At 70.6% G+C, this 22,805-nt stretch carries 16 protein-coding genes; 7 read left to right on the top strand and 9 right to left on the bottom strand.

The window, feature by feature from the left end; genetic code table 11:
* Positions 1 to 115 precede the first annotated feature (115 nt).
* Positions 116 to 1,003, bottom strand: a complete 888-nt coding sequence (locus ACH5AF_RS01335) for an ABC transporter permease (protein ID WP_398899222.1) — start codon at positions 1,001 to 1,003, stop codon at positions 116 to 118.
* Positions 1,000 to 3,876, bottom strand: coding sequence for an alpha/beta fold hydrolase (locus tag ACH5AF_RS01330; RefSeq protein WP_398899221.1), 2,877 nt, complete (start codon positions 3,874 to 3,876; stop codon positions 1,000 to 1,002). Before ACH5AF_RS01330 ends, ACH5AF_RS01335 begins: the two co-directional genes overlap by 4 nt.
* A 360-nt stretch (positions 3,877 to 4,236) precedes the next feature.
* On the opposite strand from ACH5AF_RS01330, the gene ACH5AF_RS01325 reads away from it, so the two are divergent.
* Both ACH5AF_RS01325 and ACH5AF_RS01320 read left to right on the top strand, forming a co-directional pair.
* A complete protein-coding gene (locus ACH5AF_RS01325; RefSeq protein WP_398899220.1) occupies positions 4,237 to 5,427 on the top strand; it encodes a S8 family peptidase in 1,191 nt (396 codons plus the stop codon).
* Between the two features lie 300 nt (positions 5,428 to 5,727).
* Complete coding sequence (locus ACH5AF_RS01320; RefSeq protein ID WP_398899219.1) at positions 5,728 to 5,979, top strand: hypothetical protein; 252 nt, start codon at positions 5,728 to 5,730, stop codon at positions 5,977 to 5,979.
* A 112-nt stretch (positions 5,980 to 6,091) separates the two neighbouring features.
* Here the strand turns inward: ACH5AF_RS01320 and mmsA are convergent, their stop codons facing one another.
* From mmsA to iolC, 5 genes are read right to left on the bottom strand one after another with little or no spacing between them, the layout of a single operon-like run.
* A complete protein-coding gene (mmsA, locus tag ACH5AF_RS01315) occupies positions 6,092 to 7,594 on the bottom strand; it encodes a CoA-acylating methylmalonate-semialdehyde dehydrogenase (protein WP_398899218.1) in 1,503 nt (500 codons plus the stop codon).
* Positions 7,595 to 7,608: 14 nt separating this feature from the next.
* Positions 7,609 to 9,480, bottom strand: a complete 1,872-nt coding sequence (gene iolD, locus ACH5AF_RS01310) for a 3D-(3,5/4)-trihydroxycyclohexane-1,2-dione acylhydrolase (decyclizing) (RefSeq protein ID WP_398899217.1) — start codon at positions 9,478 to 9,480, stop codon at positions 7,609 to 7,611.
* Positions 9,477 to 10,334: a 5-deoxy-glucuronate isomerase gene (gene iolB, locus ACH5AF_RS01305; RefSeq protein WP_398899216.1), complete on the bottom strand. Its 858-nt coding sequence runs from the start codon at positions 10,332 to 10,334 to the stop codon at positions 9,477 to 9,479. The genes iolD and iolB overlap by 4 nt, the downstream gene beginning before the upstream one ends.
* Positions 10,335 to 10,350: 16 nt before the next feature.
* Positions 10,351 to 11,235: a deoxyribose-phosphate aldolase gene (locus ACH5AF_RS01300; protein WP_398899215.1), complete on the bottom strand. Its 885-nt coding sequence runs from the start codon at positions 11,233 to 11,235 to the stop codon at positions 10,351 to 10,353.
* Positions 11,232 to 12,446, bottom strand: coding sequence for a 5-dehydro-2-deoxygluconokinase (iolC, locus tag ACH5AF_RS01295; RefSeq protein WP_398899214.1), 1,215 nt, complete (start codon positions 12,444 to 12,446; stop codon positions 11,232 to 11,234). Before iolC ends, ACH5AF_RS01300 begins: the two co-directional genes overlap by 4 nt.
* Positions 12,447 to 12,571: 125 nt before the next feature.
* On the opposite strand from iolC, the gene ACH5AF_RS01290 reads away from it, so the two are divergent.
* The 4 genes from ACH5AF_RS01290 (at position 12,572) to ACH5AF_RS01275 (ending at position 16,802) form a co-directional block, all read left to right on the top strand.
* On the top strand, positions 12,572 to 13,483 hold the full coding sequence (locus ACH5AF_RS01290) for a sugar phosphate isomerase/epimerase family protein (RefSeq protein WP_398899213.1): 912 nt from the start codon (positions 12,572 to 12,574) through the stop codon (positions 13,481 to 13,483).
* 208 nt (positions 13,484 to 13,691) lie between these two features.
* Complete coding sequence (locus ACH5AF_RS01285) at positions 13,692 to 13,889, top strand: helix-turn-helix transcriptional regulator (protein ID WP_398899212.1); 198 nt, start codon at positions 13,692 to 13,694, stop codon at positions 13,887 to 13,889.
* A gap of 234 nt (positions 13,890 to 14,123) precedes the next feature.
* The gene (locus ACH5AF_RS01280; RefSeq protein ID WP_398899211.1) at positions 14,124 to 14,435 is read left to right on the top strand and encodes a heavy-metal-associated domain-containing protein; all 312 of its coding nucleotides are present in this window, start codon (positions 14,124 to 14,126) and stop codon (positions 14,433 to 14,435) included.
* 102 nt (positions 14,436 to 14,537) lie between these two features.
* On the top strand, positions 14,538 to 16,802 hold the full coding sequence (locus ACH5AF_RS01275; protein WP_398899210.1) for a heavy metal translocating P-type ATPase: 2,265 nt from the start codon (positions 14,538 to 14,540) through the stop codon (positions 16,800 to 16,802).
* 758 nt (positions 16,803 to 17,560) lie between these two features.
* Here the strand turns inward: ACH5AF_RS01275 and ACH5AF_RS01270 are convergent.
* Together ACH5AF_RS01270 and ACH5AF_RS01265 are read right to left on the bottom strand one after the other, a co-directional pair.
* Positions 17,561 to 18,850: a citrate synthase gene (locus ACH5AF_RS01270; protein WP_398899209.1), complete on the bottom strand. Its 1,290-nt coding sequence runs from the start codon at positions 18,848 to 18,850 to the stop codon at positions 17,561 to 17,563.
* Positions 18,851 to 19,098: 248 nt separating this feature from the next.
* A complete protein-coding gene (locus ACH5AF_RS01265) occupies positions 19,099 to 21,318 on the bottom strand; it encodes an ATP-dependent RecD-like DNA helicase (RefSeq protein ID WP_398899762.1) in 2,220 nt (739 codons plus the stop codon).
* Here ACH5AF_RS01265 and ACH5AF_RS01260 point away from each other — a divergent pair.
* Positions 21,317 to 22,399, top strand: a complete 1,083-nt coding sequence (locus ACH5AF_RS01260; RefSeq protein ID WP_398899208.1) for an SMI1/KNR4 family protein — start codon at positions 21,317 to 21,319, stop codon at positions 22,397 to 22,399. The two genes, ACH5AF_RS01265 and ACH5AF_RS01260, sit on opposite strands and share 2 nt — an antisense overlap.
* The last annotated feature ends 406 nt before the right edge of the window (positions 22,400 to 22,805 follow it).

Genomic DNA, 22,805 nt, shown 5'->3' with positions numbered 1-22,805 from the left:
TTCGAGACAGCCGGAAGGAGCAGACGAAGAGGTTGCGGAAGCATCTCAATGCGGCAACGACCCACGAGCCGATCCTGGTTGCCCGGCGGGCCGCCGAGTGCCCTCGAAGCCCCGCCTACGACACGATGTCCTTCCGCGAGAAGTTGCGGAAGGCCAGTGCGAACAGCACCAGCGCATACGTGACGGACACGGACGCCCCCTTCACCATCCCGGTCCACTCCAGCTGCGGCTGGAGCGCGTCGATCCAGGCGAACTGCCAGTGCGCGGGCAGCATCTCGCGCCACCCGCCCAGTGCCGTGACCGCGTCCAGCACATTGCCGATGATCGTCAGCCCGACCGCGCCGCCGACCGCGCCGAGCGGCGCGTCCGTCTTCGTGGACAGCCAGAACGCCAGGCCCGCCGTGACCAGTTGGGACACGAAGACGAACGCGACCACGATCCCCAGCCGGCCCAGCGACGCCCCGGCACCGAGCGAACCGCCCGTGGGCAGCTCCAGCGGCCCCCAGCCGTACGCGACCGTGCCCGCCGCCAGCGCGACCAGCGGCAGCAGCGCCATCGCGGCGGCGCTGAAGCCGAGCGCGACCGCGAGCTTGGACCACAGCAGCCGGGTCCGGGGCACCGGCGCGGCCAGCAGGTAGCGCAGCGACGACCAGCTCGCCTCCGAGGCGACGGTGTCGCCGTGGAACAGCGCCACGGGAACCACCAGCAGGAAGCCCGCCGAGACGAACAGGCAGGTGGCGGCGAAGTTGGCGCCGGACGCGGTCGCCGTGTCCATCAGGGTGATCCGGCCGTTGTCCCGGCCGTCCGGCGTGCCGCCGATGGCGAACGCCGCGATGAGGATGAACGGCAGAGCGGCCAGGATGCCGCCCATCACCAGGGTGCGGCGGCGTTTGAGCTGCCGGACCGCCTCCACCCGCAGCGGCAGGGTGTGTCCGGCCCGGTAGCCGGGGGCCGCCCCGACGAGCAAGGGCTCGGCCGGGACCTGCTCCACTGGCACGCTCATGCGGAGCCTCCGATCAGGGTGAGGAACGCGTCCTCCAGGCGGCGGTGCGGTCCGACGCCCGTCAACGGCACGTCGAGGCGGACCAGTTCGGCGATCATCGCGGTGGCGTCGGCGCCGTCCAGCCGTACCAGCAGGCCCTCCTCGGTGCGGACGGCCGAGCCGATGCCCGGCAGTGCGGCGATCTTCTCGACGACCGGCTCGGGCACCTCGCGCGCCGTGGTGACGAGCAGGGTGTCGCTCTCGCCGGTGATCTCGGCGACCGGTCCGGCCTGCACGAGCCGGCCCCGGTCCATGACGACGAGGTGGGAGCAGGTCTGCTCGACCTCCGACAGGAGGTGGCTGGAGACGATGACGGTCCGGCCCCCGGCCGCGTACCGGATCATCACGTCCCGCATCTCGCGGATCTGCGGCGGGTCGAGGCCGTTGGTCGGTTCGTCGAGGATCAGCAGGTCCGGCAGACCGAGCATCGCCTGCGCGATGGCCAGGCGCTGCCGCATGCCCTGCGAGTACGTGCGGACCGCACGGGCCAGCGCATCGCCGAGACCGGCGATCTCCAGCGCCTCCTCGACGTGCGCGTCGACGGCCGGGCGGCCGGTCGCCTGCCAGTACAGCTCCAGGTTCTCGCGGCCGGACAGGTGCGGCAGGAAGCCCGCGCCCTCGACGAACGCGCCCACCCGGGAGAGCACCGGCGCTCCCGGCCTGATGGCGTGGCCGAAGACCCGGATCTCACCGGCGTCGGGCCGGATGAGGCCCATCAGCATGCGCAGGGTGGTCGTCTTGCCCGCGCCGTTGGGGCCGAGGAGTCCGAGCACCTGGCCCTTCTCGACGCGGAAGGACAGGTCCCGTACGGCGTACCGGTCCGCGGACTTCGCGTAGCGCTTGGTGAGCCCGGTGATCTCCAGCGGCACGTCGCCGCGCTCCGGGTCGGGCGCCGGCGCGACGGCCCGGCGGCGGGCGACGATCAGCAGCGCGGCCGCGACGAGCGCGCCGGCGGCCGGCAGCCCCCACACCCACCAGGGCAGTGCGGCGTTCTGGGTGCGCACGGACGGGGCGGTGGGCACGGTGAGCGCACCGGCGAGGGAGACGGTGTACGTGCCCGGTTCGGCCGGGGAGGCGTAACCGAGGTCGGTCGCGGCGAGGACGAGACGCAGCCGGTGCCCCGCGTCGACCTCGTGGTCCACGGCGGGCAGCGTGAGCTCCACCTTCTTCGCCGCCGTGGCGCCCTCGACCCGGAGCGGGGCGACGAGCTGGGCGGGCAGTACCTGCTGCCTGCCGTCGGGTCCGACGTCGTACACCTTGCCGAACAGCACGGCGTCTCCCCGGTCGGAGGCCACCTCGACGGTGACCGCCGGGGAACCGGTGATCCGGGTGGCGCGGTCCAGCGGCGCGGAGGTGAAGCTCGCGAACTGGCCGGGGAAGTCGAGGGAGAGCCCCACGCCGAGCGACGACAGCGCTCCGGCGCCGCCGCCGAGGCCGGGGACGGCGGAGATCGCGGGCGGGTTGGCGCCGGCCGGATTGGCGAAGCGCTGCTCGCGCCCGGCCAGCGGAAAGGCGCGGGTGCCGCTCGTGAGACCCGGATAGCGGTCTGCGGTCGCGCCGCGCAGCAGTGCCTGACCGTCGGTCGAGTCGACGCCTCCGGTGCGGCTGACGCGGAAGGCGGGCCCGGTGTCCACGCCCTTGTCCTGCTTGAGGTACCGGTCGAACCAGTTCCCGATCCGGGCCTCCACCCGGCTCGTCTCGCGGTCGCCGCCGTCGTGCCCGCCGGCGATCCAGTCGACCGCGACGGGAGCGCCGTTGCCGGCCACGGCCTTGGCCATGGCGTCGGCGTGGGAGAGCGGGAAGAGGGAGTCGGACTGGCCCTGGACGATGAGCGCGGGCACGTCGATCCGGTCCGCCACCGCGGAGGGGCTGCGCGCCTGAAGGAGCGTACGGGCCTCGGCGTCGGGCTTTCCGGCGACGGCCACGCGCTCGTACATGGCGCACAGCAGCGCCTCGAAGCGGCCGCAGCCGGAGGGGTCCAGGCGGCCGGCGGCCGTCCCGTCCGCGGAGCCGGCCCGGTCGCCCAGAGGCGACTGCCGCGCGGCACGATCCTCGTCGCCGCCGGCCCCGTCCGCACCGGCCTCGTCCACACCGGCCTCGTCCCGGCCGGCCCCGTGGCCACCGGCCTCGTCCCCGGCCGGGGCGTCACCTGCCGGTGGCGTGGCGGGCTGGTCGGCGGAGGGCGCCGAGCCGCCCGGGAACGAGCCCGTGGAGAAGAAGATGCCGGCCCACAGCTTCTTGAAGACTCCGTTGGGGAAGAGGGCGTCGGCGAGGTTCCAGTAGGTGATCTGCGGCGCGATGGCGTCGACCCGCCGGTCGTGGCCGGCGCCGAGCAGCGAGATGGCGCCGCCGTAGGAGGAACCGGTGATGCCGACGCGCGGGTCGCCCTTGCCGTCGAGCAGCACCTCGGGCCGCCGCGCGAGCCAGTCGATCAGCCGGGAGACGTCCTTGACCTCGGCCTCCGGGTCGTTGAGTCCGATGCGTCCGGTGGATTTGCCGAAGCCGCGCGCGGACCAGGTCAGTACGGCGTATCCGTCCTGCGCCAGCTTCTCCGCCTGGGCGCGCACGTCCTCCTTGCTGCCTCCGAAGCCGTGCCCGATGAGCACGGCGGGCCTGCGCCCGTCCCCGCCGGCGGTGAAGTACGAGGTGTCGATCTGTGCCCCGGACACGTCCTGCACCCGGTCCTCGCGGTGCACGGCAGGCGGGCCGTCGTCGGCGACAGCGGTCCAGGTGCCGGTGCCCGCGAGCACGGCGAAGGCCGCGACACCGGCGAGCCATCGGCCCCGTGGTGCGGTCCTGAGCCGGCCAAGGGACCGGGGAAGTCGGATCTGCATGGTGAAAACCCTAAGCGGACACCCCACGCGAGCTCGGCTGCCGCCAGGCGGAACTCATGCACCTTCCCCAGGAGTACGCGGCGGGCTCGGCGTACACCGGACGCGGTATGCGGGGCCCCGGGGAAACGGCGCACGAAGATCTTCACTTGGCACCCATCGGAGCTGCACACTGGCCAGGAGCTCGCCCGGTGATCCCAATTCCCGTTCTCAGCAGGGAAGTTGAAAACTTCACCGTGCCGATACTTTTGGCATGCACGCATCTTGTGGTGCAGGTCACAGCACGAGACTCTGTTCGACGCGACGTCTCCCCCTGGCACGATGCACGCCCAACCTTGTCCGTTCTCGGTCAACGAAAGGTAGGTGCACGAGATGAGAGTCTCTGCCCGCCGCATCGGGGTGCTGATACCCGCAGCAGCCCTGGCGGCCGGTCTCCAGTTCGCCGTCTCCCCCACCGCGCAGAGCGCGACCCTCGGCGATCTCCGTCTCGCCCCCACTGCAACCGCCGTACAGAACAGCTGGATCGTCGTCCTGAAGGACGGCAGCACCAGTGCCGCCGATCTCGGCGTCACGCCCCAGCACACCTACCGCAGCGTCCTCCAGGGCTTCTCCACCTCCATGTCCACGGAGAAGGCCAAGACACTCGCGTCCGACCCGCGGGTGGCGTACGTCGAGCAGAACTCGATCGTCCGCCTGAACGACACCCAGCCGAACCCCACCTGGGGCCTCGACCGCATCGACCAGCGCGGCCTGCCGCTGTCGAAGTCCTACACCTACGACACAACCGCGTCGAACGTGAACGCGTACATCATCGACACCGGGATCCGCACCTCCCACAGCGAGTTCGGCGGCCGCGCACGCGTCGGCACGGACACGGTGGGCGGCGGCCAGAACGGCCAGGACTGCCAGGGCCACGGCACGCACGTGGCGGGCACCGTCGGCGGCAGGACGTACGGCGTCGCCAAGGGCGTCAACCTGATCGCCGTACGCGTCCTGGACTGCCAGGGCTCCGGCACCACCGCAGGCGTCATCGCAGGTGTCGACTGGGTGACCGCCAACGCCAGGAAGCCGGCGGTCGCCAACATGAGCCTCGGCGGCAGCGCCAACACGTCGCTGGACAACGCGGTGAAGAAGTCGATCGCCTCGGGCGTCAGCTACTCCATCGCCGCGGGCAACGGCCTGCCCATCGTGGGCCTGCCCGCGGACGCGTGCAACTACTCGCCCGCCCGCGTCCCCGAGGCGATCACGGTCGGCGCGACGGACAGCTCGGACCGCCGGGCGTCGTTCTCCAACTTCGGCACCTGCCTGGACCTGTTCGCACCGGGCGTGTCCATCACCTCGGCGTGGAAGGGCAACGACACCGCCACCAACACCATTTCGGGCACGTCGATGGCGACCCCGCACACGGCGGGCGCGGCCGCTCTCTACCTGGCCACGTACCCCTCGGCGACCCCGGCCCAGGTCAGGGACGCCCTGGTGAACAACGCGACCAGCGGCAAGGTCCAGGACGCCCTCATCGGCTCTCCCAACAAGCTGCTGTACTCGCGGTTCTAGACAGACACCATCGGGGCCGCACAGCCCCTCCCGGCCCCCCCTCGCGCACGCGTCCACGGACCTCGCGCGCGAGGGGGTCCGTCTCCGTGCCCGCACGGCACGCCGTGGGCGGACACAAACCCCGTTGTGAAGTCACTCGGCGGCGCTCTAGCATCGCCGCCATGACGATGAACAACGCCGGAGGTCATGCCGCGTAGGCGGCCGGGGCGCGTGCGCGCCGAGGCGAGGGTGAGGCACGGGTGCCGCCCGGGCGGGCCGGCTCCGATCCGGGGACTCTCCCGTCGCACGCTGTACGAGATCGTGCGGGTCGAGGAGACCCGCACCTATCTGTGGACCGGGGCCGTCGGCGAGGCGCTGGCGCAGTGGCGGCAGTTCGTGCACCAACCGAATCGGCGGCTGTACGACCCGGCTTACAGCGGCTGCACCGAGTGGCTCTGCTGCGGAGACCCCCTGCGCGCCCGGGAGTTGCTGGAGGGCGCCATCTGCGCCCTTCCCCGCCGTGCGGCGCGCGAACTGCGCATGATCGTGCTCGCCTTGGACGACCTGTACTGACGAATCGACGAATCGACGAGCTGACGGACCGAGGGACCCGGGGGCCCGACCGGCGAAGGGTGAAGGGCGGGCCCGTGGCACGGGGCCCGCCCTTGACCTGCGTCATGCCGCGTCAGTGGTGGCGGGGGAAACCCAGGTCCACGCCCGTCGGGGCGTCGGCCGGGTCCGGCCAGCGGGTCGTGACTACCTTGCCACGGGTGTAGAAGCGCACGCCGTCGTTGCCGTAGATGTGGTGGTCGCCGAAGAGGGAGTCCTTCCAGCCGCCGAAGGAGTGGTAGCCCACCGGCACCGGGATCGGCACGTTCACGCCGACCATGCCAGCCTCGATCTCCAGCTGGAAGCGCCGCGCAGCGCCGCCGTCGCGGGTGAAGATCGCGGTGCCGTTGCCGAACGGCGAGGCGTTGATCAGCGCCACGCCGTCCTCGTACGTCTCGGCGCGCAGCACGCACAGCACCGGGCCGAAGATCTCGTCACGGTAGGCGTCGGAGTCGGTGGTGACCTTGTCGAGGAGGGACAGGCCGATCCAGTGGCCGTCCTCGAAGCCGTCGACCGTGTGACCTGTGCCGTCGAGAACGACCTCGGCGCCCTGGGCCGCCGCGCCGGTGACGTAGGAGGCGACCTTGTCCCGGTGGGCCTTGGTGATCAGCGGGCCCATCTCGGACGTCGGGTCGTTGCCCGGGCCGATCTTGATCTTCTCGGCGCGCTCGCGGATCTTCTCCACGAGCTCGTCGCCGACCGCGCCGACCACGACCACGGCGGAGATCGCCATGCAGCGCTCGCCTGCCGAGCCGTACGCGGCCGAGACCGCGGCGTCCGCCGCCGCATCCAGGTCCGCGTCGGGCAGGACCAGCATGTGGTTCTTGGCACCGCCGAGGGCCTGGACGCGCTTGCCGTTGGCGGAGGCGGTGGTGTGGATGTACCGGGCGATCGGGGTGGAGCCGACGAAGGAGACGGCGGCGACGTCCGGGTGGGCGAGCAGCGCGTCGACCGCGACCTTGTCGCCGTGGACCACGTTCAGCACGCCGTCGGGCAGGCCGGCCTCGGCGGCGAGCTCCGCGAGGAGGTTCGCGGCGGACGGGTCCTTCTCGCTCGGCTTGAGGACGAAGGTGTTACCGCAGGCGATCGCCAGCGGGAACATCCACATCGGCACCATCGCCGGGAAGTTGAACGGCGTGATGCCGGCGACGACGCCGAGCGGCTGGCGGATCGCGGCGACGTCGACGCGGTGGGAGACCTGGGTCGACAGCTCGCCCTTGAGCTGGGTGGTGATGCCGCACGCCAGCTCGACGATCTCCAGGCCGCGGGCCACCTCGCCCAGCGCGTCCGAGTGCACCTTGCCGTGCTCGGCGGTGATCAGGGCGGCGATGTCGTCGCGCCGGGCGTCGAGCAGCGCCCGGTACCGGAACAGGACCGCGGTGCGCTGTGCAAGCGACGACGTGCCCCAGGTCGCGTACGCCTCGCGGGCGGTACGGACGGCCGCGTCGACCTCCTCCGCGGAGGCCAGGGCGACCTTGGTGGTCACCTCGCCGGTCGCCGGGTCGGTCACCGGACCCCAGTTGCCGGACGCACCCTCGACGGTCTTGCCACCGATCCAGTGGTTGACGGTCTTCGTCATGGCGAAAAACTCCTTCAGAGATGGCGGCGTCGGGATGCGACTTGCCGGTCGTACTCCTCCCGGGCCTTGACCGCCGACGGGCGGGTCGCGGTCTCGGCCACCGGAACATCCCACCACGCCTGTGCCTCGGGCGCGCCCGACACAATGTCTGCCCTTCCGGTCTCCACGTAGACACATGTGGGGCCGTCCGCCGCCCGTGCCTCGGCCAGCGCTTCGCGCAGGTCACGCACGGTCCCGGCGCGGATCACCCGCATCCCCAGCGACTGTGCGTTGGCCGCCAGATCGACCGGCAGCGGGGCTCCGGTGTACGTGCGCCCGGGACCGCTCCGGTGGCGGTAGTCCGTGCCGAAGCGCTCCGCGCCGACCGCCTCGGACAGGCCGCCGATGGACGCGTACCCATGGTTCTGCAGGATCACCATCCGGATCGGGACGCCCTCCTGCACGGCGGTGACGATCTCGGTGGGATTCATCAGGTAGGTGCCGTCCCCGACCAGGGCCCACACCGGCCGTCCCGGTGCGGCCATCGCCACGCCGATCGCGGCCGGGATCTCGTAGCCCATGCAGGAGTAGCCGTACTCCACGTGGTACTGGTCGGCGGAGCGGGTGCGCCACAGTTTGTGCAGGTCGCCGGGGAGCGAACCGGCGGCGTTGATCAGGATGTCGTCCGCCGTCACCAGGGCGTCGAGTGCGCCGAGCACCTGGGCCTGGGTCGGGGCCGTGTCCTGGTCAACGGCCTCGTACGCGGCGTCGACACGGAGCTCCCAGCGCTCCTTCCCGCGCGTGTACTCACTCTCGTACTCCTGCGTCACGCGATGGCCCGCGAGGGCTGCGGTCAGTTCGCCGAGTGCGGTGCGGGCGTCGGCGACGAGCGCGAGGCCGGCCATCTTGTGCGCGTCGAAGGAGGCGATGCCGATGTTGACGAAACGGACGCCGGGGGAGGCGAAGAGGGTCGATGACGCGGTGGTGAAGTCCGACCAGCGGGTCCCGACGCCGATCACCAGGTCCGCGGCGCGGGCCAGGTCGTCGGCGGTGGCGGTGCCGGTGTGGCCGATGCCGCCGATGTCGCAGGCGTGGTCGTGGGGCAGCGAGCCCTTGCCGGCCTGCGTGGAGGCGACGGGGATGCCGGTGGCGTCGGCGAGAGCGCGCAGCGCGTCCTCGGCCTCGCTGTGGTGGACGCCGCCGCCCGCGACGATCAGCGGCCTGCGGGCCCGGCGCACCGCGTCCGCAGCCTGCGCGAGCGCCTCCGCGTCGGGGCGGGGACGGCGTACGGGCCACACCCGGTCGGCGAAGAACTCCTCCGGCCAGTCGTACGCCTCCGCCTGCACGTCCTGGGGCAGCGCGAGCGTGACCGCGCCGGTCTGCGCGGGGTCGGTGAGGACGCGCATCGCCTGGAGCGTGGCCGGGATCAGGGCTTCGGGGCGGGTGATGCGGTCGAACCAGCGGGACACCGGGCGCAGGCAGTCGTTCACCGACACATCGCCGGCGTACGGCACTTCGAGCTGCTGGAGCACGGGGTCGGCGGGGCGGGTGGCGAAGACGTCGCCGGGCAGCAGCAGCACGGGCAGATGGTTGATGGTGGCGAGTGCGGCACCGGTGACCAGATTGGTGGCGCCGGGGCCGATGGACGTGGTGACCGCGTGCGCGGACAACCGGCGGGACTGGCGAGCGTAGCCGACGGCCGCGTGCACCATGGCCTGCTCGTTGCGGCCCTGGACATAGGGCATGTCCGCGGACGGCTCGACGAGGGCCTGGCCGATGCCCGCGACGTTCCCGTGGCCGAAGATGCCCCAGGTGGCGGCGATCAGTCGGCGGCGGCGGCCGTCGCGTTCGCTGTACTGGTGGGACAGGAACCGCACCAGAGCCTGGGCCGTGGTCAGCCGCGTCATCGGTAACCCTCCGTGTGGTCGGGGTGGAAACGGATCAGCCATTCCCGTTCGGCGCCCGGTCCCGCCATCACGTTGAGGTAGTACATCGTGTGGCCGGGCTCCGCGATGGACGGGCCGTGCCAGCCGTCGGGAACAAGGACGGCGTCACCGCTGCGGACCTCGGCGAGCACATCGGCGCCGCCGGGGCGCGACGGCGAGACGCGCTGGTAGCCGACTCCGGCGCCGTCGATCTCGAAGTAGTAGATCTCCTCCAGCTCGCTCTCCTCGCCGGGGACGCGCTCGTCGTGCTTGTGCGGCGGATAGGAGGACCAGTTCCCGCCGGGGGTGAGCACCTCCACGGCGATCAGCCGGTCGCAGTCGAACGCCCCGGCGGCCGCGAAGTTGTGCACTTCGCGCGCCTGGTTGCCGCTGCCGCGGGCCTCGACGGGTACCTCCGGCGCGGGGCCGTAGCGAGCGGGGAGTCGGCGCTCGCACCTCGCTCCTGCCAGGGCGAAGCGGCCTCCCGCACCGGAGGCGATCTGGGCACGGGCATCCCTCGGCACATACGCGAAGTCGCTCACTCCGCCGAACACACTTTTACGCCCCTGCAGTTCAAAGATCCCGCCTTGCGTCCGTACCGTGCAAGCACCACTGAGGGGAAGCACGATCCACTCGCTGTCGCCGGTCGCGAACACATGCGAACCACCCGGCTCCAGCTCCAGCACGCGCAGCTGGGAGTGGCCCCAGCCGGCCTGCTCGGGGGTGATGCTCAGGGCGTACGGCCCCGAGGCGGCGCTGCCCGCGGGGACGTGCAGTCCGGGCAGCTCGGGCACTGCGTGCGGTGTCGGAAGCTCGGCGGATTCGTCGTCGCTCATGCCTTCTCCGTACCCCCTACAGCAGGCCCACGGCCGTGTCGACCGCGCCCGCGACGTCGCCGTCGGCCGGATAGAGCAGTGCGCGGCCCACCACCAGCCCTTGGACCGTGGGCAGTTGCAGCGCGGCGCGCCATTTCTCGTACGCGCTGTCCTGGTCCTTCCCCGCGTCCCCGCCGAGCAGCACCGCGGGAAGGGTGGAGGTCTCCATCACGGCTCGCATGTCGTCGGGGTCCTCGGTCACGGGCACCTTGAGCCAGGTGTACGCGGAGGTCCCGGCCAGCCCGGAGGCGATGGCGATGGACCGGGTCACGGCCTCGGCGGCGAGATCGTTGCACAGCCGGCCGTCGATCCGGTGACAGATGAACGGCTCCACGAAGACGGGAAGCCGACGCTCGGCCATCTCGTCGACCGCGTGGGCGGCCGCGGCCAGGGTGTCGAGCGAGGCCGGGTCGTCGTAGTCGATGCGGAGCAGCAGCTTTCCCGCGTCGAAACCGAGCCGGTCCAGATCGCGGGCGCGGTACCCGGTGAACCGGTCGTCGAGCTCGAACGCGGCGCCCGCGAGCCCGCCTCGATTCATGGAGCCCATGACGACCTTGTCGTCGAGCGCGCCGAGCAGCAGCAGGTCGTCGAGGATGTCGGCGGTGGCGAGGACGCCGTCGACGCCGGACCGCGAGAGGGCGAGACACAGCCGCTCCAGCAGATCGAGCCGGTTCGCCATGGCGAGCGGGCGGTCGCCGACGGCGAAGGTGCCGCGGGCGGGATGGTCCGCCGCGATGATCATCAGCCGTCCGCTGTCGCCGACGAGGCGTGTGCGTCGGCGCCGCTGCCCGGCGGCTTCGGCGACGGCCTCGGGGTGGCGGGTGCGGATGCCGACGAGCTCCCCTATGTCGACGCGGCTCATGACGCCCCCCGCGGCGGGCCATGTCGCGGCGGCTCGGCACCGGCCGATGGCGCGTCGGCGGCGGGTCCGTGCGCGTGTCCGGTGCCGTACGCGTCACCGCGAGGCGGCACCTCACGGCCGGGGCGGGTCTCGGGGGCGCGGTGGGTCTCGGGGGCGCGGCGGGTCTCGGGGCCGGGCGGCGCGTCACGGCCCGGGCGGGTCTCGGGGGCGGGGTCGGCGGGGCCGTTGCGCGGCGACTCGGGGCGGCTCGGGTCCGGGGGGACGGGGCCGCCCGCGAGTACCTGGGCGACCTCCTCCTCGTACGGCATGGCCGTCGAGCAGGCGAGGCGCGCGGCGACCACCGCGCCCGCCGCGTTCGCGAAACGCATCACCCGCTCCAACTCCCAGCCGGCGAGCAGTCCGTGGCACAGGGCGCCGCCGAACGCGTCCCCCGCGCCCAGCCCGTTGACCACGTCCACCGGTACGGGCGGGACCTCGGCCCGCGTGCCGTCCCGGTGCACGGCGAGCACCCCTGCGGGGCCCTGCTTGATCACGGCGAGCTCGACGCCTGCGGCGAGCAGCGCCTCGGCGGCCGCCTCCGGCTCACGCTCGCCGGTCGCGATCGCGCACTCCTGAAGGTTGCCGACGGCGACGGTCGCCAGTGCGAGCGACTTCGCATAGTGCGGTCCGGCCGATTCCGGGTCCGCCCAGAACATCGGCCGCCAGTCCAGGTCGAACACGGTGGTACCCGACTTCGCCCGGTGCGCGAGCGCGGCCAGCGTCGCCGTACGGCTCGGTTCCGCGCACAGTCCCGTACCGGTCATCCAGAAAATGCGCGCCGCCCGGATCGGCTCCGGCTCCAACTCATCCTCCCGGATCTCCAGATCGGGCGCTTTGGGTTGCCGGTAGAAGTAGAGGGGGAAGTCGTCCGGTGGAAAGACCTCGCAGAAGGTGACCGGCGTGGGGTACGCGTCGACCGGCGTCACCCACCGGTCGTCCACGCCGAACTCCCGCAGCGCCCCGCGCAGATACTCGCCGAAGGGGTCCCGCCCGGTCCGGGTGATCACGGCCGTCCGCCGGCCCAGCCTGGCCGCCGCCACCGCGACGTTCGTCGCCGAGCCGCCGAGGAACTTCCCGAACGTCTCGACCTGCGCCAAGGGGACCCCGATCCGCAGCGGATAGAGGTCCACCCCGATCCGGCCCATCGTGATCACGTCGTACGGCAAAGGCATGCGCGTCCCTTCGGTCAGGGGGTGCCCCCAGGTCTAGCCGCCCCTCACGAACCCTGTCAACATTTTGTCCGGACATTCGGACCAACTCTTGACACCTTTCTCCGGCGGCCGGAAAGCTGACCGGCATGACCTCCTCCGCCCCCGCCCTGAACCGCATCCGGGTCGGCTCGGCCCCCGACTCCTGGGGGGTGTGGTTCCCCGACGATCCCCGGCAAGTGCCCTGGCAGCGTTTCCTCGACGAGGTCGCGCAGGCCGGCTACGAATGGATCGAACTCGGCCCCTACGGCTATCTCCCGAGCGACCCCGCACGGCTCACCGACGAGACGACCCGGCGCGGCCTGAAGGTCTCGGCCGGCACCGTCTTCACCGGACTGCACCACGGCCCCGCCGTCTGGGAGGAGACCTGGGCCCACGTCTCGGACATCGCCGCGCTCACCCGGGCCATGGGCGCGGAGCACCTGGTCGTCATCCCCTCCTTCTGGCGCGACGACAAGACGGGGCGCGTATTGGAGGACCGCACGCTCACCCCCCAGCAGTGGCGCGACCTCACCGGCCAGAGCGAACGCCTCGCCCGCGAGGTGCGCGAACGGTACGGGCTGAAGATCGTGGTCCATCCGCACGCGGACACCCACATCGACACGGAGGAGAACGTCAGCCGCTTCCTGGACGCCACCGACCCCGACCTCGTCTCCCTCTGCCTCGACACCGGCCACTACGCCTATTGCGGGGGCGACAGCGTCAAGCTCATCGAGAGGTACGGCGAGCGGATCGGCTACCTCCACCTCAAGCAGGTGGATCCGGCGGTCCTCGCCGAAGTCGTCGCGAGCGAGGTGCCTTTCGGACCGGCCGTGGGCCGGGGTGTCATGTGCGAACCGCCGGCGGGCGTCCCCGCGCTGGAACCCGTCCTGCACGCGGCGGCGACGCTCGGCGTCGAGCTCTTCGCCATCGTCGAGCAGGACATGTACCCCTGCCCGCCGGACAAGCCCTTCCCGATCGCCGAACGCACGCGCGGATTCCTGCGCTCCTGCGGCGTCTGAGCATCTGCTGGGTATCTGTCATGTTTATTGCCGTCCGGTGACACATGTCTCGATTACGCCCGCCTTCCGTCACAAGCGGTCGACAGCCCCGCTCCCGCCTCGGATCGCGTCGTTCAGCAGGCACAGGCTCAGTAATCGCCAGCGTCCGCGCGGCAGCTCCCCACGACATCCAGTCCGCCGCCGCCGCGCGCAGGGAGGTGCCAGACACATGACGGACAGAAAGCTCTGGTCGTACAAGGACATCGCCGCACACATCAAGGTGCAGCCGGACACGATCCGCTCGTATCGCAAGTACGGGCTCCTGCCACCCCCCGACCACGTGGAGGCCGGCAAGCCCTACTGGTACGCGGACACCATTCGCGTCTGGGTCGCCAACCGCCCCGGGAACAGGGGCCGCAGAGGGTGAGACGCGGAGCGTGAGGCCGGGTGGCCCCGAACCTCTGGCGCCGCCACCGCCGTGACGGATCCGGTGACGACCCTGCGCGGCAAGCGCACCACCGAAGGGCTCGCATTCATACCCCCTAGGGGTATAGGATGACTGCATCAGGACGTCCCCGCCGCTCGTGGGGCCCTGGCGCACCCTGTACGTACGCATCACGCGTACGTTGCCTACGTACGTTCCGCTCATGAGGAGAAGGCGATGACCGTCGAGACGAAGATCGAGACCGTCCAGAGCACCGGGTCCTGCTGCTCGGCCGACGGCCCCTGCCACGACACCGGGACGGGCGCGCAGGCCGGCGGCGTCACCACGGTCTACCAGGTCTCCGGCATGACCTGCGGCCACTGCGAAGGCGCCGTCAGCAGCGAGATCTCCGAGATCGCGGGCGTCACCTCGGTGAAGGCCGTCGCCGCCACCGGCCTGGTGACCGTGGTCTCCGACGCGCCGCTCGACGAGGACGCCGTGCGCGCCGCCGTGGACGAGGCGGGCTACGAGCTGGTCGGCCGGGCCTGAGCGCCGCCGGGGCCCACATCGCGGACCGGGGGCCGGGTTCTTCCCGATCAGTCCAATACTGGTCGGGAAGGACCCGGTCCCGGCATGTGTGGAGTCCCGAAAATGGAAACAACCCAGGTCGAGCTCACCATAGGCGGGATGACCTGCGCGTCCTGCGCGGCACGCGTCGAGAAGAAGCTGAACCGCATGGACGGCGTGAGCGCCACGGTCAACTACGCGATCGAGAAGGCGTACATCAGCTGCCCGCCGGACATGCCGGTCGCCGACCTCGTCGCCACCGTCGTCAAAACCGGCTACACCGCCGAGGAACCCCCGCCTCCGGCCCCTGAGCCCCACGACACGCAGGACCGGGTCCGGACGGAAGTGACGGCACGGACCGGCGGGCAGGACGCAGGCGGGCGGGACGGGGAGCAGCGCGCCCTGCGGCAGCGTCTGGTCGTCTCCGCGGTGCTGTCCTCGCCCGTCGTTCTCCTGTCGATGATCGACACCTTGCAGTTCGACAACTGGCAGTGGCTCTCGCTCACCCTCGCCGCTCCCGTCGTCGTGTGGGGCGGTCTGCCCTTCCACCGTGCCGCCTGGACCAACCTGCGGCACGGAGCGGCCACCATGGACACGCTGGTGTCCACCGGCACGCTGGCCGCCTTCGGCTGGTCGCTCTGGGCGCTGTTCCTCGGACAGGCGGGCATGCCGGGCATGCGCCACACGTTCGACCTGGCTGTCTCCCGCTCGGACGGCAGCTCGGCGATCTACCTGGAGGTGGCCGCCGGAGTCGTCACATTCATCCTGCTCGGCCGCTGCCTGGAGGGACGCGCCAAGCGCCGGGCCGGCACCGCCCTGCGGGCGCTGATGGAGCTGGGCGCGAAGGACGTGGCCGTGCTGCGGGGCGGCACGGAGGTACGCGTTCCGGTCGACCGGCTGGCCGTGGGGGACCGTTTCGCCGTACGCCCCGGGGAGAAGATCGCCACCGACGGCACGGTCGTCGAGGGATCATCGGCCGTGGACGTCTCGATGCTCACCGGCGAATCCGTGCCGGCGGACGTGACGACGGGCGACCAGGTCACCGGCGCCACCCTCAACACCTCCGGGCGGCTCGTCGTCCAGGCCACCCGCGTCGGCGCCGACACCCGTCTCGCCCGCATGGCGAAGCTCGTCGAGGACGCGCAGAGCGGAAAGGCCGAGGTCCAGCGTCTCGCGGACCGCGTGTCGGCGGTGTTCGTTCCCGTCGTGTTCCTGATCGCGCTGGCCACGCTGGTCACCTGGCTGCTGGTGACCGGCGACGCGACGGCCGCGTTCACCGCCGCCGTGGCCGTGCTGATCATCGCCTGCCCCTGCGCCCTCGGCCTCGCCACCCCGACGGCACTCATGGTGGGCACGGGCCGCGGCGCACAGCTGGGCATCCTCATCAAAGGGCCCGAAGTCCTGGAGTCCACCCGCACCATCGACACGGTCGTCCTCGACAAGACCGGAACCGTCACCACGGGCCGGATGACCCTCCAGGGCATCCATCCGGCCGACACCGTGGAGACGGGGGAACTGCTGCGCCTCGCGGGCGCACTGGAGCACGCGTCGGAGCACCCGATCGCGCGCGCCGTCGCCGAGGGTGCCGAGGAGCGCACCGGCCCCCTGCCCGCCACGGAGACCTTCGCCAACGTCCCGGGGCTCGGCGTCCGGGGAACGGTCGAGGGTCACGAGGTCCTCGTCGGACGCGCCCAGCTGCTGCGGAGCGCGGGCGTGGAGGTGCCGGAGGCACTCGTGACGGCGGCGACCGGCGATCGGGGCCGTACCGCCGTCTACGCCGCCCGGGACGGCAAGGCGCTCGGTGTGCTCACGGTCGCCGACACAGTGAAGGAGACCAGCGCCGAGGCGATACGGCGGCTCCGGGCCCTCGGGCTCACCCCGGTACTGCTGACCGGTGACGGGCGGGCCGTCGCGGAGGCCGTAGCCGCCGAGGTCGGTGTGGACGAGGTGTACGCGGAGGTCCTGCCCGAGGAGAAGGTGCGGGTCGTCGAACGACTGCGGGCCGAGGGTCGCACCGTCGCGATGGTCGGCGACGGTGTGAACGACGCCGCCGCGCTCGCCGCCGCCGATCTCGGTCTGGCGTTGGGTACGGGCACGGACGCGGCGATCGAGGCCGGGGACCTGACGCTGGTGCGGGGCGATCTGAGGGTCGCCGGGGACGCGATCCGTCTCGCACGTCGGACTCTGAAGACGATCAAAGGGAATCTTTACTGGGCGTTCGGATACAACGTCGCGGCCCTGCCTCTGGCGGCGTTCGGCCTGCTCAACCCCATGATCGCGGGTTTCGCCATGGCCCTTTCGTCCGTTTTTGTCGTCACCAACAGCCTGCGACTGCGCTCCTTCTCGTGACTACAAACAGGTCACAAGACCTTCACAAGGAGACCTAGATCACAGATATTTGGGGGTAACCATTAAGGCTCCTCGTGGGTCTAAGTGGCGATGCCGAGAACGTCTTGGGGGACGTTCATGGAATGTCTTGGGGGACGTTCCAGGCAAGCGTTGGCCGGGGCACGTGCCCGGGGAGCTTTGAGCGGCCCTCCCGTGCGTGCGTACCCCGGCAGATCGCGCGAGGAGATTCTGCTGCCCAGCAGACGCCCGGCCGGATCCCGTGGGGGGAATCCGCTGTCGGGGATATGGGAAGCGCCCCGTCCGCCGACCCGTGGGGGGATCGGCAGCGGGGCGCTTTCCGCTTTTTCGCTCGTCCTCGAGCCCCCGGCCCGGCAGGGCCGGCTGTGGCCGGCGCGGAACTCAGCGGGCCTGGGCCGACGACCGGCGGTGGCGGCGCGGGCTCCGGTGACCGGGCACAGTCCGGGATGCCCCGGATTGCGGCCGCGGACTCCGGCGTCCGGTCACAGCGGTGGGCGCCCCGCGAGCCCAGCGGGATACGGGCTGACCTCCGGCCGTGGTCGGCGCGTCCTTGAGCCCCCGGCCCGGCCGGGAAACGGCGAAGGACGCCGGGCCCGGCCGGGGATCAGCGGGGCACAGGCCGACGACCGGCCATGGCAGGCGCTCCGGTGACCGACGACAGCCGGGACGCCCCGCGAGCCGGCCGCAGCCCGCAGGCTCAGCGGGGCCCGGGCCGACGACCGGCGCCGCAACCGGCAGGCTCAGCGGGCCTCGACGGGGACGAAGTCGCGCAGGACCTCGCCGGTGTAGATCTGGCGCGGACGGCCGATACGGGAACCGGGCTCCTTGATCATCTCGTGCCACTGGGCGATCCAGCCCGGCAGGCGGCCGAGGGCGAAGAGCACGGTGAACATCTCCGTCGGGAAGCCCATCGCGCGGTAGATCAGGCCTGTGTAGAAGTCCACGTTCGGGTAGAGGTTGCGCGAGACGAAGTACTCGTCGGAGAGCGCGTGCTCCTCCAGCTTCAGGGCGATGTCCAGCAGCTCGTCGGACTTGCCGAGCGCCGAGAGGACATCGTGCGCCGCCGCCTTGATGATCTTCGCCCGGGGGTCGAAGCTCTTGTAGACGCGGTGGCCGAAGCCCATCAGACGGACGCCGTCCTCCCTGTTCTTCACCTTGCGGATGAAGGAGTCGACGTCGCCGCCGCCCGCCCGGATGCCCTCGAGCATCTCCAGGACCGACTGGTTGGCGCCACCGTGCAGCGGACCCCACAACGCGCTGATGCCGGCGGAGATCGAGGCGAACATGTTCGCCTGCGAGGAGCCGACCAGACGCACCGTGGACGTCGAGCAGTTCTGCTCGTGGTCCGCGTGCAGGATCAGCAGCTTGTCGAGCGCGGAGACCACGACCGGGTCCAGCTCGTACTCCTGGGCGGGGACCGAGAAGGTCATACGCAGGAAGTTCTCGACGTACCCGAGATCGTTACGGGGGTAGACGAAGGGGTGGCCGATCGACTTCTTGTACGCGTAGGCCGCAATCGTCGGCAGCTTGGCGAGCAGCCGGATCGTCGACAGGTGGCGCTGCTTCTCGTCGAACGGGTTGTGGCTGTCCTGGTAGAACGTGGACAGCGCGCTGACAACGGAGGACAGCATGGCCATCGGGTGCGCGTCACGCGGGAAGCCGTCGAAGAAGCGCTTGACGTCCTCGTGCAGCAGCGTGTGCTGCGTGATCTCGCCCTTGAATCCCGCGAGCTGGTCGACGGTGGGAAGCTCCCCGTTGATCAGCAGGTACGCCACCTCGAGGAAGGTGGAGCGCTCGGCCAGCTGCTCGATCGGGTAGCCGCGGTAGCGCAGGATGCCCTGCTCGCCGTCGAGGTAGGTGATCGAGGATTTATAGGCGGCGGTATTGCCGTATCCGCTGTCCAGGGTCACCAGACCGGTCTGGGCTCGGAGCTTCCCGATGTCGAAGCCCTTGTCACCGACGGTGCTCTCGACCACCGGGTAGGTGTATTCACCGTCCGCGTACCGCAGTACTACAGAGTTGTCGCTCACGTCATCCCTCACCGACGTAGTGCCTCTACTTAGAGGTGCCCTGACTGTCTCTACCATCCCCCATTTGGCTCAGGAGAGTGCACTCGGGGTCGACCAATGGGCCCATCGGCGGCACTCAGTGCCGCCAACCTGCTCATCTTGCCCCGTTCACCCTGGTTCTGAAAGCCGGGGTGAGGTCGGGGCGATGTTTCCCACCCACCCTCGGCCCTTCCCGCCCCGCAGGGCCCCCCAACCGCCGTAGGCGCAGCTCAGCCGATCGGTGGCCCACCCGCCAGCCGGTGATCCAGTGCGGTGAAGCGTCTGCCTGCGGAAACCGTGCGCACGGCCTGCCCTATCGCCTTGCGCGAACCGACCAGCACGACGAGTTTCCTGGCACGGGTGACGGCCGTGTAGAGCAGATTCCGCTGGAGCATCATCCAGGCGCCGGTCGTGACGGGGATCACCACCGCCGGGTACTCGCTGCCCTGGGAGCGGTGGATCGTCACCGCGTAGGCGTGGGCCAGTTCGTCCAGCTCGTCGAAGTCGTACGGCACCTCCTCGTCCTCGTCCGTGAGCACCGTCAGACGCTGGTCGTCGGTGTTGAGCGAGGTGACGACGCCGACGGTCCCGTTGAAGACGCCATTGCGCCCTTTGTCATAGTTGTTACGAATCTGGGTCACCTTGTCGCCCACGCGGAACACCCGGCCGCCGACCCGCTTCTCCGGCAGATCCGGCCGGGCCGGGGTGATGGCCTGCTGCAACAGTCCGTTGAGCGTGCCCGCGCCGGCCGGACCGCGGTGCATCGGCGCGAGCACCTGCACATCGCGCCGCGGATCCAGCCCGAACTTCGCCGGGATCCGCCGCGCGGCCACGTCCACGGTGAGCCGCCCCGCGTCCTCCGTCTCCTCCGCCACGAAGAGGAAGAAGTCACTCATCCCCGAAGTGATCGGCTGAGCGCCCGAGTTGATCCGGTGGGCGTTGGTGACGACCCCCGACTGCTGGGCCTGCCGGAAGATGCGCGTCAGCCGCACGCTCGGCACAGGCCCGCTGTCCGCCAGCAGGTCGCGCAGCACTTCACCCGCGCCGACGCTCGGCAACTGGTCCACATCCCCCACCAGCAGCAGATGCGCCCCCATCGCCACGGCTTTGATCAGCTTGTTGGCGAGCAGCAGGTCGAGCATCGACGCCTCGTCGACGACCACGAGGTCCGCGTCGAGCGGCCTGTCCCTGTCGTACGCCGCATCGCCACCCGGCTTGAGCTCCAGCAGCCGGTGCACCGTGGACGCCTCTGCCCCGGTCAGTTCGGCAAGCCGCTTGGCGGCCCGGCCGGTGGGCGCTGCGAGCAGCACCTTCGCCTTCTTGGCGCGGGCGAGCTCCACGATCGAGCGCACGGTGAACGACTTGCCGCAGCCCGGCCCGCCGGTCAGCACCGCGACCCTGCTGGTCAGCGCCAGCTTGACCGCGGCCTGCTGCTCGGGCGCCAGGGCGGCGCCCGTGCGCTGTGCGAGCCAGGCCAGCGCCTTGTCCCAGTCGACATCACGGAACGCCGGCATCCGGTCCTCGTCCGCCCGTAGCAGCCTGCGCAGCTGACCGGCCAGGGACAGCTCGGCGCGGTGGAAGGGCACCAGATACACGGCCGTGACCGGCTCACCGCCGCCGGGACCGGGCACCTGCTCCCGTACGACCCCTTCCTCGTCGGCCGCGAGCTCCGCGAGGCACTCGATGACCAGGCCGGTGTCGACCTGGAGGAGCTTCACCGCGTCCGCGATCAGCTGCTCCTCGGGCAGGAAGCAGTGCCCCTGATCGGTGGACTGGGACAGCGCGTACTGCAGGCCGGCCTTCACCCGCTCGGGGCTGTCGTGCGGTATGCCGACCGCCTGCGCGATCTTGTCGGCGGTCAGGAAGCCGATGCCCCACACATCGGCCGCCAGCCGGTACGGCTGGTTCTTCACGACCGAGATCGAGGCGTCCTCGTACTTCTTGTAGATGCGCACGGCGATGGACGTGGAGACGCCGACACCCTGGAGGAAGACCATGACCTCCTTGATGGCCTTCTGCTCCTCCCAGGCGGCCCCGATCAGCTTCGTCCGCTTCGGGCCGAGACCGGGCACCTCTACGAGCCGCTTCGGCTCCTGCTCGATGACGTCCAGCGTGTCCACACCGAAGTGGTCGACGATCCGCTCGGCGATGCGCGGCCCGATCCCCTTGATCAGCCCGGAGCCGAGGTAGCGCCGTATGCCCTGGACGGTCGCCGGAAGGACGGTGGTGTAGTTCTCCACGGTGAACTGCTTGCCGTACTGCGGATGGGACCCCCAACGGCCCTCCATCCGCAGCGACTCGCCGACCTGCGCGCCGAGCAGCGACCCGACGACGGTGAGCAGCTCACCGCCTCCGCGGCCGGTGTCGACACGGGCGACGGTGTAGCCGTTCTCCTCGTTGGCGTACGTGATCCGCTCAAGGACGCCTTCGAGAACGGCGAGGCGAGGCATGACCTGTTGGGACATGCTCCGACGGTATCGCCGGGGTCGGACACAGTGGAGGGCCTGTGGACAACGTCGAGCACTTCGGGACGCACCGAGCAGTCACTTCGGGACGGATCCAGAAGTCGGGCTCAGCCCCGCACCGGCTCTCCGCGACACGTTTCACATCGCGAAGGGACTCGCTCGGGCAGCACGCGAGGTAGTGCGGTTCGTTACGGGTCGTCCGGCCGCCGGCGACGCCGAGCCGCACGCTAACCAACAGGGCCTCTTCGGTCGCCGGTGTGCTGAGTGGAATCACCACGCCAACGACGTGGGGCCCTGCCTCGTCACCACTCCCGCTGACAGCTCATTTCACCCTCCAGCACAGGATGAAAGAGGCTCAGTCACTCATATGGTGGGCACTATGAGCGATGTCATACAGGCTTGGTCCCGCATCGAGAACTGGCTTCACCAGCACCAGTGCACTGCCAGCCTCCAAGCCCTGCGCCCCCCGGCCCCTGAGGAGGCCATCCAGTCCCTCCAGGACGTCCTCCCATATCGGCTTCATGCCCACCTTGTGACATGGCTTCGGATTCACGACGGTGCTCTGCCAGGGAGCTCCCTCTGGCCGTTCCGGTACTCCCCCATCAAGGCTGAGGGCATGGAGGGTGGTCCGCAGTATTTCAGGGAGGCTTTTGATGACTTCCGCAGTGAATTCACGGATGACGGGTTGGATCCCGAAGGTCCGGAAGGGCCGTGGGATCCGCAGAATGCATACGAGTTCTGGGTGCCCATTGCAGTCACCAATACCGGTGAGTACCTCGCGGTCGACCACCGTCCTGGCGACACCTACGGAAGCGTCCGGGAGATCGATTATGAAGGTTCGGATCCGTGGGGCGTGATCCGGTGGGCGAACCTGGGGGAAATGCTCGACGAGATCGCGGACGGCCTTGAATCCGGCTCGGGTGTCCAGGGCAGCGGGCGAACGTACCGATACGTCTCTCAAGTGATCCAGGCCCCACCGACCGTCACCGACCCCGCACTGTCCGGGGCGCCGGTGGTGATCGACGGAGACCTGGTGAATCGCCTTGACTGGCGGATCGAGCGATAGAATCCGTCATGAAGAGGCCCCGCCCAATAGATGGGCGGGGCTCCTTCATCGTGCGTGCTACGGCCTGACCAGGCCTGGGGCGGCAATGAAATAGGGATCTCCGTCCGCATCCCTTGCTTGGAATAGAACCCGTTGAGACGGCGACCTGCCGTTTCGTTCTGGCCACCGTGCATCGACGCTCGGGCGCACTTCTCCTTGTACGTGGGAGTGCCGCCGAAGGGCGGGCGCTCATCGTCGTACACACGCCACTTGCCGTCACCACCCTTGCGTGCGTACGCCTGAAGGCATTCGCCTCCATGGCGACCCCGGTCGCTCCACCACTTTCCTTTGCACTTGCGAAGGCGTACTCGTCACACTGAACAGCCTCGTTCTTGTTCGCCGGATCGGGAGTGGCCGGCGGGTGCGC

Source organism: Streptomyces sp. NPDC018833 (assembly GCF_044390825.1).
Lineage (GTDB): Bacteria > Actinomycetota > Actinomycetes > Streptomycetales > Streptomycetaceae > Streptomyces.
This window is presented reverse-complemented; position numbering and strand designations above follow the sequence as displayed.